Raw genomic sequence first — 11,913 nt, 5'->3', positions numbered from 1 at the left:
GCGAACGCGGACAGCTTCGCCGTGCGCACGCTCTGCCCCGCCGAGGCGGTGCCGCGCTCCGAGAACGCGACCGACTTCCAGCTGGATCCGGTGCGGCCCCGCTGCAGGAAGAACACGATCAGGCCGCAGATCACCAGCACGATGACGCACAGGAAGAAGTACTGGCTGTCCGTCGAGAAGGCGTCCGGGCGCAGCACCTGGTTGCCGGTGGTGACGCCGGGGAACTGGAGCTGGATGAGGGTGGCATCCGCCGCCGCGGCGAACCCGAGGGTCACGACGGCGAGGTTGACGCCACGCAGGCGCAGCGCGGGAAGACCGACCAGGATGCCGGCGCCCCCGGCCGCGATCGCACCGGCGACGAGCCAGACGAGGAATCCGCCCGGGGCGTTCGCGTTGTTGAGGAACGCGACCACCCACGCGCCGATGGCGCCGAACGTGAGCTGGCAGAGGGCGATCATGCCCGCCGAGCCGGTGACGACGCCGAGCCCGAGGATCGAGATCGCCGCGGTGACGGCGCCGATGGCGAGGTACACGACGTAGTCGCTGAGGCCGATGCTGAGGCCGAAGCCGACCGCGATGCCGGCGACGGCGACGACGAACGGCCAGCCGTTGCGGTACAGCCCGGACTGGGTGAACGGGAGGGAGACGTTATCGCGCGGCATCCCACACCTCCTTGCGCTGGCGCCACAGCAGCAGCACGACGATGAACAGGAACGGCAGGAAGTTGCGGATGATCGAGATCTGGTTGACCATCGCGAACATGCCGTCGAGGATGCCGAGCACGAGCCCGCCGACGACGGTGAGGTCGAGGCGCCGGAAGCCGCCGAGCAGGGCGGATGCCGCGGCGGGCACGATCAGCATGGAGAGGCTGATCGCGTCGTTGGACTGCGACGGGGCGATGATCACGACCACCAGCGCGCTGACGAGTCCCGTGACGAACCACACCGCGATCGACAGCGGACGTGAGCGGATGCCGAGGAGCTCGGCGGTGGTCGGCCGCTCCGACAGGGCGCGCAGCTGCGTGCCGACGCGGGTGCGCTTGAGCAGCAGGCTGACGAGCACCGACACCACGATCGCGAGCAGCACGGTCACCACCGTCACCCAGCTGATCACGACGCTTCCCGCGGTGAACGCGGGGCCCTGGATGATCGGGCTGAACGGCAGCGGCTTGTTGCCGAACAGGATGAACGACAGCGAGATCAGCAGCAGCAGCGGCCCGACCGTCATGGCCGAGCGGGTGGTGGTGTCGGCCTCGGCGAGCCATGTCGCCGCGATGAAGCCGATGACCGCGGCGAGGATGCCGCCGATCAGCACGCCGGCGAGCGAACCGATCCACACCGGCCAGTTCGCGTTCGTGACCAGCCACACGGCGCAGAACGCGCCGAACATGCCGGTCGCCGCCTGCGAGAAGTTCACGACGCGGACGAGCCGCGCCATCAGTGTCAGGCACACGCCGAGGACGGCGTACAAGCCGCCCGCGGCGAGCCCGGCGAGAGCTCCCTGGAGCATGGGTCCTCCTTCCCACGTCTCAGGGAGGGTCAGAGCACGCGCGCTGACCCTCCCGTCGACATCCGGCTTACTTGCCCGAGATCGTCAGCCAGGTGGACGCCGCGTTCTTCCACGCGTTCGTCCCGGACTTCAGCACGACCGGCCAGCCGGCGTCGTCCGCCGAGCCGAACGAGTACGGGGCTCCGACCATCGGGTTGTTCGCCTTGAGCGCCTTCAGGGCCTTCGAGACGGAGTCCTTGGTGACGTCGCCCTTGATGGACTTGAGGGCGTCGACGAAGTAGGTCGCGGCGAGGTAGCCGCCCTGGCTGAACGAGGTCAGCGGGATGTTGTTCTTCGTCATCAGGTCGTACCAGTCCTTGTTGGCGGTGCTGGACGTGTCGGTGAACGGGTAGAACTCGGCGGGCACGTAGATGCCGGCGCCGGCGTTGGAGATGGCCTTGGCGAAGTTCGTGCTGTAGACCGAGGTCAGGTACAGCCACGTGACGTCGTTCCAGCCCTGCGAGTTGGCCGCCTTGACCTGGCCGATGCCGTCCGGCTCGACCGGGTTCGACGCGATCGCCTTGCAGCCCGCCTGGCGCGCCTTGACGATGTACGACGTGTAGTCGGGTGCGCCGGCGGGCAGGGTGGCGTCGATGTACAGGGGCTTCTTGCCGGTGGCCTGCTCCCACTTCTGGATCGCGGCCATGTACGCGGGCTTGGTGGACCCGACGATCTCCAGCAGCACGCAGATGTCGGTGAGCTTGAGCGTCTCGGAGCCGTACATCAGGGTCAGGGTGAGGTCGTTGTACGGGCCGACGTTGGCCGGTGAGATGGTGTTCGGGTTGCTGAAGCATCCGGTGTCGACGCCGACGCCGGGAACCGACAGCACGCCCTGCTGCTGGTAGTACTTCGCGTTGAGCTGGCATTCGAGGACGCTGGCGCTGCCGACCATCGCCACGGCGCCGTCCTGGCCGACCAGCTGCCGGGCGTCCGCCGTCGCGGTGGCCGGGTCGCCCTTGTCGTCGAGCGCCTTGTAGTCGATCTTGCGGCCGTTGAGGCCGCCGGCGTCGTTGAACTGCTTGAAGACGGCCGCGGCTGCCTGGGACGCCTCGGGGAAGGCCGCCGCCCCCGAAATCGAGTTGACCGAGCCGACCACGATCGGTCCGCTGCTGCCGGACCCGCCGCCGGAGCCTGCGCAGCCGGTGAGCACGAGCGCAGTCGCTGCGGCGATGGCCGCGAGCGCTGCGAGTGGCGTCTTCTTCATTGATTCCCTGCCTCTCGGGAGGGCTCCGCTGTGAGCCCCGTGGATCCGAGGCTACGGTTCGGGATACCAGCGCTCTTTACGATCTGGGCACGGTGCTTGACCACGCGTGCACGGGATGACGCGCGGGACGCGGACCGGCCGGAATCAGTGCGCGGCGCGGAACTCGCTGGGCGCCACCCCGAACGCGGACTTGAAGGCGCGGCTGAAGTGCGCGGCATCCACGAAGCCCCAGCGCGCGGCGATCGCGGCGACCGGCCGGTCGGCGAGCACCGGGTCGATGAGGTCGCGACGGCACTGTTCGAGCCGGCGGGTGCGGATCCAGGTGGAGACGGTGGTGCCCTGTTCCTGGAACAGGCCGTGCAGGTGCCGGGTGGAGATGTAGTGCGCGGCGGCGATGGATGCCGGACCCAGGTCGGTCGAGGCCAGGTTGCGGTCGATGTAGCCGCGGATGCGCTGCATGAGGGCGCGGTGCGGGTCGCTCGTGGCGCCGTCGAGGCCGAGCTCGTGCGAGAAGACGGTGGCGACGAGGTCGAGGGCGCTGTGCGCGAGGCGCGCGCCGGTGGTGCCGTGGAACTGGTCGAGGTTCGCGGCGAGCTGGGTGAGGTACGGGGTGACGACGGATGCCAGGCCGTCGGTGCCGGGCACGCGCACTGCGGTGAGCTGGCCCATCATGTCCGGCGGCAGCGTGATGAGGTGGCGCGGGAACATGACGACCATGGTGCGGAAGTCCTCGTCGAAGACGAGCGAGTACGGCCGGCTCGTGTCGTAGACGGCGAGGTCGCCGGGGGAGAGCAGGGCCTCGCGCCCGTCCTGGATGAGCAGCCCGGTGCCGTGCAGCATGAGGCTGACCTTGAAGTGGGGGGCATCCCCGCGGGCGATGAGCTCCGGCGTGCGGTGCACCTGGTGGTCGGTGGCGCGGACGTCGCTGACGTGCACGTCGTCGACGCCGGCTCCGCGGATGAGGCCACGGAAACGGTCGGGATGGTCGCTCGTGACCTGCAGCGGCACGAACGAGTCGTTCACGGCCGCACGGAACTCGCTGATGTTGCGCGCGATCGCGGTCGTCACCACGTCGCTGCTGGTCGTCGACACCACGGAACCACCTCGTCCTCCCGGGATTGTGTTGATCATATACGATCCACCGGATCGGGGGGAAGAGGGTCGTCTGGCCGTGTGCGGATCTGCGTCTTCGGGGTGGACGATTCGCAATCGAGGGGTAGTGTTCTCTCCAATGGTCTTATTTTTCTCATGATCTGAGGAGGAGGCCAGCGTTCGACTGCACCAGTCGGGGCGTGTGGAGCCGCGTCGCGGCACCGCAGCCGGATCCGTTCCGGCACAGATCGGAGCGGGTGAGGTCCTCTGGGGGGAGGGCCTCACCCGCTTCACCCCGTGCGGTCCGGCGCGGGGTGAAGCGAGGCGTGCTGCGGCATGTCAGTCGGCGATCGCGGCGATGGCGTCGTCCATGGCGCGCAGCTCGGTCTCGTCGTGCGAGGAGCGGGCGCCCGGAACGTAGGTGACGCCGCGCAGCTCACCGCCGGTGAACGGGAACGAGCGGTGCCGTTCGTACAGCTCCCAGTCGACTGGTCCGCCGTAGTCGTAGCCCACGCTGATGCCGGTGAACGGGCACATGCCGAGCAGCATGGGCACGCTGTCGATGACGGCGGCAGGCCGTCCGTCGAGGGATGCCGTCACCCGCCAGCGCAGTCCGTCGACCTCGTCGAGGCGCAGCTCGACCCGGTGCGGTCCGGCGCCGATCGGGGCGTCGGCGGCCGCGCGGTGCATGTCGCCGTACGCGTTGTAGGCGAGGGTCAGGCGGCCGTCCTCGATCGCGAGCAGGTAGCCACCGCCCTGGTCGCCGTGCGCGACGACGACGCCCGCGGCATCCGGCCCGCACGTGAGTTCCGCCGTGACGCGGAACGACCGCAGCACGGTGAGCTTCGCCGACCGGAACCGTTCGAGCACGGGGCGTCCGGCCGGCAGGAACACCGGCTCCGAGAGCACGGCCTCGGACTCCGGGCGCACCGTGTGCAGGGCGCCGGTGTCGTCGAGCGGGAAGACGGTGTTGGCCCAGGCGGCATCCCGCCAGCGGGAAGCCAGTCGCGCCACGTCACCGCTGCGGGATGCGGCGAGGTCGACGGTCTCGGTGGGGTCTGCGCCGAGGTCGTACAGCTCCCACGTGCCGCCGGCGGCGCCTTCCTCCGCGGTGGGGCGCACGGTCGAGACCGCCTTGAGCCCGCCCTCGACGTAGGCCCGCCGCCCGACGCATTCGAAGTACTGCGCGTCGCGGCCGGGGGCGGCGGCATCCGCCAGGGCGTCGGCGAAGCTGCGGCCGTCGACGTCCAGCGCCGGCATCCCGTCCCGAGAGGCGAGGGGAGGGATGCCGGCGAGCTCGAGGATCGTGGGGGCGACGTCGGCGACGAACACGAACTGGTCGCGCAGGCCCGGCCGGGCCGCGGCGGCCGGCCATGACACCACGAGCGGGGCGTGCACCCCGCCTTCGTACGTCGACGACTTGAACGCCCGCCACGGAGTGTTCGATACGCGCGCCCAGCCGGCCGGGTACTGCCCGAACACGCGCGGGCCGCCGATGAGCTCCGGGTCGCGCGGCACGTCGCGCACCCAGTCGGCGGGCACGTTCGCGTCGTGCCCGAACTGGGCGAAGTACGACCGGGTGCCGGACGGGCCGCCCTCGGCGGTGCCGCCGTTGTCGCTCATCACGAGGAAGATCGTGTCGTCCAGTTCGCCGAGCTCGTGGAGGCGCTCGGTGAGGCGCCCGATGCTCTGGTCGATCTCGTCGACCGCGGCCGCGTAGACCTCCATGTGCCGGGCGAACAGGCGCTTCTCGTCGGCGCCGAGGTCGTCCCAGCGGCGGATGCCCGCGGCATCCGGCAGGTCGTCGGCGGGCAGCACGGCATCGGCGGACACGAGTCCGGATGCCTGCTGGCGGGCGAAGCGCTCGCGGCGCAGGGCGTCCCACCCGGCGTCGTACGTGCCGCGGTGACGGTCGATGTCGGGGGCCTTCGCTTGGATGGGGCCGTGGACCGAGGTGTGCGCGTAATAGAGGAAGAACGGCTTCTCGGGATCGTTCGCGCGCAGGTCGTCGATCATCCCCAGGGCGCGCTCGGTGAGCTCGTCGGTGAGGAAGTAGCCGTCCGGGAACTCGCGCACGTCCACGGGGGAGTTGTCGCTGACGAGCCGGTGCGGGTGATGCAGCGAGGTGAAGCCGTCCATGCTGCCGAAGTAGCGGTCGAAGCCGCGCTGCAGAGGCCACGACGACTTGTCGGCGCCGTCGTGCAGCTTCGACTCGATGGTGAGGTGCCACTTGCCGACCGCGAAGGTGGCGTAGCCCCCCGCGCGCAGCGACTCGGCGAGGGTCGGTGCGTCCGCGGGCAGCTCGCACGCGAACCCGGGGTAGCCCGGGTCGACGTGCGCCACATAGCCGAACCCCGCGCGATGCGGGTTCAGGCCGGTGAGCAGCGAGGCCCGCGAGGGCGAGCACATGGGGGCGGTGTGGTAGTTCGAGAACGTCCACCCCCGGTCCGCGAGGGCGTCGATGTGCGGGGTGGGGATCTCGCTGCCGAACGGGCCGAGGTCGCTGAACCCGAGGTCGTCGATGAGCATGATCACGACGTTCGGCGCGCCCGAGGGCCGCGCGGGCGCGGGCCACCACGGCTCGGACTGCGACGTGAACTCGGCTGCCCGGCCGCCGAAGCGCTCGTAGCCGCGGGCGCCCGCGGGCAGGGCGGTGCCCCCCGTCTCCACGTCAGTGCGCCTTCCGGATCAGTTCCATGATCTCGCTGCGCAGGGTCGCGAACTCGGGCTCGGCACGCGTGACGATCTGGTCGCGCGGCTCGGGGAAGCGCACGTCGATGATGCGGGTGACCTTGGCGGGCCTCTCGCCGAGCACGATGACCCGGTCGGAGAGGTACACGGCCTCGTCGATGTCGTGCGTGACGACGACGATCGTCATGCCGAACTCGGCGCGGATCGCGAGGCACAGGTCCTCGAGTTCGAAGCGGGTCTGCGCGTCCACCGACGCGAAGGGCTCGTCCATGACGAGCACGTCGGGCCGGTACGCGATGGCGCGGGCGATCGCGACGCGCTGCTGCATCCCGCCGGACAGCTGCCACGGATACTTCTGCTCCGCGCCGGACAGGCCGACGGCGTGCAGGGCGCTGCGGATGCGCTCCGCGCGCTCGGCGGCGGGCAGGCGCAGGTGCTTGAGGGGCATCTCCACGTTCTTCACGACCGTGAGCCACGGCATGAGCGAGCGCGTGTACTCCTGGAACACCAGCGCCATGTCGCGCGGCGGCCCGTCGATGACCTGTCCGTCGATCGAGGCGCTGCCGCTGGAGGCCGGCTGGAGCCCCGCGAGGCACTTCAGCAGGGTGGTCTTGCCGATGCCGGACGGCCCGACGATGCACGCGATCTCGCCGGCGCGCACCTCGAAGGTGAGGTCGGCGATCACCGGCACGGAGCCGGCCTTGGTGTCGTACGACTTGGCGAGGTGCTCGACCTTCAGCCGCACCGGGGCATCCGCACGGTTCCAGGAGATGCCCGCGACAGCGATGGCGCTCATGCTTCTTTTCCAATCTGCTGGGAGCGGATGTACCAGCGCAGCACGCGGCCGCGCATCAGGGCGAACAGGGCGGATGCGACGTACCCGATGATGCCGAGCACGATGATGCCGGCCCACATGTTCGCGATCATGAAGGACTGCTGCGCCTGCAGGGTGGCGGCGCCGAGCCCGGTGGACGATCCGAGCATCTCGCTCGCGATCATGACGATGAACGCGGTCTGCAGGCTCACCTGCATCCCGCTGAAGATGCGCGGAGACGCCGCCGGCAGCGTCACGCCGAAGATGCGCTGGCCGCGGGTCAGCCCGTACACGCGGGTGACCATGTTCATGGTCGGATCGATCGCGCGCACCCCGTCGAGGGTCGCGATGAGCGTCGGGAACAGGGCCGCGAGCGTGATGGAAAGGATGCGGGTCTCGGTGCCGAAGCCGAGCAGGGCCACGAAGATCGGCACCAGGGCGACCGGCGGGATCGCGCGGAAGAAGTGGATGGTGGGCTCGACGAGCCAGGACACCCAGCGCACGAGGCCGAGGAGCGTGCCCAGCACGACGCCGAGCACGGATGCCAGCACGAACGAGATGAGCAGGTTCAGCAGCGAGGAGCCGATGTCGGCGAGGAACGTCGGGGTGCCGAGCTCCTGGATGAGCGTCTGCAGGATGTTCTGCAGCGGCGGGAAGAACGTGTTGGTGGATCCGGCCGACACCACCCACCAGAGGGCGAGCAGCACGACCGGCACGACGATCTCGAGGGCCACCAGCATCCAGCGCGGGGCGCGGCGGGTGCCCGTGCGGCGCTTGGACGCGGTGCGGGTGACGCGGGTCGCGGTGCTGACGGTCATCAGTACGCCACCTTCCGGTACTGCGGATGCCAGTGCAGCATCCGGCGTTCGGCGTACTGGCTGCCCCATTGGACGAGCAGGCCCAGGGCCCCGAGGATCAGGACGTACGCGAACAGCTGCGGCTGGTTTCCGGCCAGCTGCGACTGCAGCAGGCTCTGGCCGAGCCCCGGGCCGCCGCCGAGGAGCCCGGCGACCACCGCGATGATGAGCGAGGTCGGCGCCGAGACCCGGATGGACGTGCCGATATAGGGGAGGGCCGAGGGCAGCACCACGCGGCGCAGGATCTCGGCGCGGCCCATGCCGTATGAGCGGCTGGTCGACAGGGCGACCGGGTCGGTGTCGAAGACGCCGGCCGAGGTCTGCATGGCGATGGCGAACACGCAGCCGAACACGGTGAGGAACATGCCCATCTGCCACGTCGGGCCGAGCACCAGCACCGCGAGCGGCAGGATGACGATCGGCGGGATGGGCTTGAGGAACTCGAGCGGCACGCGGGTGGCGTGCAGCATGGCCGGCGAGACGCCGACGCCGACGCCGAACAGCACCCCGATGACGGTGGCGACGACGAGGCCGCCGATCGCGATGGCGACGGTGACGCCCGTCGCCGACCACATGGCCGAGGTTCCCAGCAGCAGCGCGGCCTGCGTGATCGACTCGGTCGCCGACGGCAGCGGCGAGCCCGCGAACGGGCCCACCGTCGCCGCGAGCTGCCAGACCGCCAGCGCCAGGACGACGCCGGCCAGTCCGATCAGCGTCTGCCGTACGGCGGTGCTCATTGTGCGCCGTTCAGGATGACGCCGGTCAGCGGGACGGGCTTCTGCAGGTAGCCCAGCTGCACCATCTGGTCGTCGACGTGCTGGAGGGACTGGGTGGTGACCCCGGTGGGCCAGTACGGCTGGATGACCTGGTTCAGCTTGAGGGTCGACTTGGTGTAGTCGAGGCCGGCCTGCGTGGCCTGCGCCGCGTGCGCGTTGGCGTAGGCGTTGGTCTCCTTGATGGCGGCCTGGAAGTCCTCGATCGCCTTCCTCTTGTTCGTCAGGGTCGACGAGCCGGTGGTCCACAGGCCCACGGCGCCGTCTCCGAAGAACTTGATGCTCGGAGCGGTGAGGTACTTCGCGCCCTCCGCCTGGGCCTCGCTGCCGAACGGCGACACGAGCCCGGCGGCATCCACCTTGCCGGACTTCAGCGCGGCGACCGCCGACGTGAAGTCGAGCACGACCCAGTTGACCGAGGTCGGGTCGACGCCGGCATCCTTCAGCGTCTGGGCGATGACCACCTCGAGCTGGGCCTTGCGGGCCGGGATCGCGATCGTCTTGCCCTTGAGCTGGTTCACCGACGTGATGCCGCTCGCCTTGCTGGCGTAGAGGGAGGTGTCGTCGTACTTGGCGGGGTCGTTGCTCTGCGTGGCACCCGCGGCATAGCCGTCGGCGGCCTGCACGACCTTCAGGGGCACGCCCTGGCTGAGGGCGTTCAGGAGCGGGATGCTCGGCGCGTACGCGATGTCGACCTGGCCGGACTGCGCGGCGGCAAGGCCGGCGGGCGGGTTGGCGACGATCGAGGTCTCGATGTTCAGGCCGTGCTTCTTGAAGAAGCCCTGCTTGATGCCGGTCTCGAGTCCGCCGTCGGAAGTGAGGCCGATGGTGGCGACCTTGAGCGTGGTGAGGCCGTTGGCGTCGGTCGCGCCCGTGCTGCCGGCCGAGCCGGAGCATCCGGACAGCGCGAGAGCGGCGGCCCCGAGCGTGGCGGTGAGGGCGAGGGCCAGGCGGCCCCGGCTGCGGATCTTCGTCATCTTCGGCTCCTTCGACGGGTGAGACGTTCGCGGTGGGTCGGGTTAATCACCACTTGGTGATAAAAAAGCTACACCCGGTCGCGCGTAGTGAATGTCACGAAACGGTAACGATACGTAACCATGTGGAGACGAAACGCGCGAAAGTAGGATGCTGGGCGGAACATCCGCCGGAGCGCGCGGAGAGGGGATGCCGGATGCCGAAGATCGTCGACCACGACGAACGTCGTGAGCTCATCGTGGATGCCACGTGGCGGCTGATCGAGCGCGGCGGATTCGAGGGCGCGACGATGCGCGAGATCGCCGCCGAGGCCGGCTTCGCACACGGGGCGCTGCAGCGCTACTTCCCGAACAAGGAGAGCCTGCTGGCGGCCGCGTTCGTGCGGGCGCACACGCGCACGAACGCCCGCGCGTCCGATGAGCTGCCGGCGCTTCGGGGGCTGGCATCCCTGCGCGAGCTGTGTCTGGAGATCATGCCGATCGACCGCGAGCGTGTGCAGGAGTCTCGCGTCGTCGTCGCCTTCTGGGACCGGGCCGTGCAGGACGAGGAGCTGTGGAACGCGCACCGCACCAACGCCCTGCACTGGCGCGCGCAGATGGAGCAGTTCCTGCGCGAGGCGCGCGAGGACGGGGAGCTCGCGGCATCCGTGGACGACCAGGTGGTGATCGACCAGCTCACCGCGATGAACGCCGGCCTGCAGATCATGTGCCTGCTGATGCCCGACACCACCACCCGGGAACGCCTGCTCGCCCAGCTCGACGCGTTCCTCGACGGCCTCCGCGCCTAGCGGCGGCGGTGGACGATGCGCCCGCCGACCATCGTGAGGTCCGCGCGGCGATCGCGGAGGTCCCGCACGCGGGCGGCATCCGGCCAGGGTCCGTCGAGCACGACGAGATCCGCCGCGCAGCCCGGCGCGAGGCGCCCCTTGAACGCGCCGGTGCCGTCGAGCTGCGCGGCGGTGACGGTCATCATCGCGAGGGCGTCCGTCGTCGACAGGGCCTCGGGGCTGTCCGGGTGCGGGATGCCGTCGACCTGGCTGCGCTCGACGGCCACGACGATCGCCTCCCGCCAGTCCGGGTCGACGACGGGGGCATCCGACGACAGTGTCACGGTGACCCCCGCGCGCAGGGCGGAGCCGAGCGGCTGGCGCACCGCCTGCCGCTCCGGGCCGAGCAGCTCCAGGCCGATGCCGCACACCATCCGGGAGATGACGGGGTTCGCGGTCCAGCCGATGGCTGCGGCGGCGAGGCCCGGCATCCCGTCCGCGGGCAGGAAGTCGCCGTGGATCAGGTACGGGCGCGACGCGCGCTGCGCCGGGTGGAGCGCGAGGAGCCCCGCGACGACGGCATCGGCCGCGGCATCCCCGGTCGCGTGCACGCCGGTCTGGAGTCCCGCCTCGCCGATCTCGAGCAGGATGCCGTGCAGCGTCGCGACGCGTTCGGCGTCCGTGGTCCCGGCGACGGCGAGCTGCCCGGTGCGGTGCTCGGGGCCGTAGGGCTCCCGGTGCCACGCGGTGCCGGACCGCTGGATGCCGTCCGCGAACACCTTGACGCCGGCGATGCGCGTCCATCGCGGGTCGCAGTCGTCGAGCGCGCGCGGCAGGGGACCGGCGAGGCCGGTGCGCACGGTGTCGACGGACTCGCCGCCGGTGCCGGCGAAGGTCAGCAGCACGGTGGTGCGCAGGGTCAACTCGCCCGCCCGCGCCAGCATCCGGATCGCCTCGAGCGCATATGGCGAGGCCGAGCCGTCGAACAGGGTCGCGCTGCCGGTGCCGATGCCCGGGTCGGTGACCGAGGTGAACCCGAGGGCGTTGAGCTCCTGCTGCGCCTGGCGCAGCACGCCGACGAGCGTGTCGGCCGGCACCGGGGGCATCGCCCCGAGCACCAGGGCGGTCGCGGCATCCGAGAACACGCCGGTCGGGGCGCCCACGGCATCCCGCACGATCACGCCGCCCGGCGG

General features: G+C 70.5%; 11 protein-coding genes. 1 reads left to right on the top strand and 10 read right to left on the bottom strand.

Going from position 1 to position 11,913, the window contains the following annotated elements; genetic code table 11:
* From VJR25_RS10990 to VJR25_RS10950, 9 genes are all read right to left on the bottom strand, one after another.
* On the bottom strand, positions 1–662 hold a 662-nt coding region (locus tag VJR25_RS10990; protein ID WP_414683770.1), incomplete at its 3' end, for an ABC transporter permease subunit.
* Complete coding sequence (locus VJR25_RS10985) at positions 649–1,509, bottom strand: branched-chain amino acid ABC transporter permease (protein WP_324115011.1); 861 nt, start codon at positions 1,507–1,509, stop codon at positions 649–651. The genes VJR25_RS10985 and VJR25_RS10990, both read right to left, overlap by 14 nt.
* Positions 1,510–1,576: 67 nt before the next feature.
* A complete protein-coding gene (locus VJR25_RS10980) occupies positions 1,577–2,752 on the bottom strand; it encodes an ABC transporter substrate-binding protein (RefSeq protein WP_324115010.1) in 1,176 nt (391 codons plus the stop codon).
* Positions 2,753–2,896: 144 nt separating this feature from the next.
* Complete coding sequence (locus VJR25_RS10975) at positions 2,897–3,883, bottom strand: helix-turn-helix domain-containing protein (protein ID WP_414683769.1); 987 nt, start codon at positions 3,881–3,883, stop codon at positions 2,897–2,899.
* Positions 3,884–4,183: 300 nt separating this feature from the next.
* A complete protein-coding gene (locus VJR25_RS10970; protein WP_324115008.1) occupies positions 4,184–6,514 on the bottom strand; it encodes an arylsulfatase in 2,331 nt (776 codons plus the stop codon).
* Between the two features lies 1 nt (position 6,515).
* Positions 6,516–7,331, bottom strand: coding sequence for an ABC transporter ATP-binding protein (locus tag VJR25_RS10965; RefSeq protein ID WP_324115007.1), 816 nt, complete (start codon positions 7,329–7,331; stop codon positions 6,516–6,518).
* Complete coding sequence (locus tag VJR25_RS10960; protein WP_324115006.1) at positions 7,328–8,167, bottom strand: ABC transporter permease; 840 nt, start codon at positions 8,165–8,167, stop codon at positions 7,328–7,330. The genes VJR25_RS10965 and VJR25_RS10960 overlap by 4 nt, the downstream gene beginning before the upstream one ends.
* Positions 8,167–8,943 carry an ABC transporter permease gene (locus VJR25_RS10955; RefSeq protein ID WP_324115005.1) on the bottom strand — a complete coding sequence of 259 codons (777 nt, stop codon included), beginning with the start codon at positions 8,941–8,943 and terminating at the stop codon, positions 8,167–8,169. The genes VJR25_RS10960 and VJR25_RS10955 overlap by 1 nt, the downstream gene beginning before the upstream one ends.
* Positions 8,940–9,956, bottom strand: a complete 1,017-nt coding sequence (locus VJR25_RS10950; protein WP_324115004.1) for an ABC transporter substrate-binding protein — start codon at positions 9,954–9,956, stop codon at positions 8,940–8,942. Before VJR25_RS10950 ends, VJR25_RS10955 begins: the two co-directional genes overlap by 4 nt.
* A 194-nt stretch (positions 9,957–10,150) precedes the next feature.
* Between VJR25_RS10950 and VJR25_RS10945 the strand changes: the two genes are divergently transcribed.
* Positions 10,151–10,741 carry a TetR/AcrR family transcriptional regulator gene (locus VJR25_RS10945; protein WP_324115003.1) on the top strand — a complete coding sequence of 197 codons (591 nt, stop codon included), beginning with the start codon at positions 10,151–10,153 and terminating at the stop codon, positions 10,739–10,741.
* Here VJR25_RS10945 and VJR25_RS10940 read toward each other — a convergent pair.
* Positions 10,738–11,913: amidohydrolase family protein (locus tag VJR25_RS10940; RefSeq protein ID WP_324115002.1), on the bottom strand; the 1,176-nt coding region annotated here is incomplete at its 5' end. The two genes, VJR25_RS10945 and VJR25_RS10940, sit on opposite strands and share 4 nt — an antisense overlap.

The organism is Microbacterium sp., assembly GCF_035277845.1.
Taxonomy (GTDB): Bacteria; Actinomycetota; Actinomycetes; order Actinomycetales; family Microbacteriaceae; genus Microbacterium.
The sequence above is the reverse complement of the archived record's forward strand: the minus strand, read 5'-3'. Positions and strand labels throughout refer to the sequence as shown.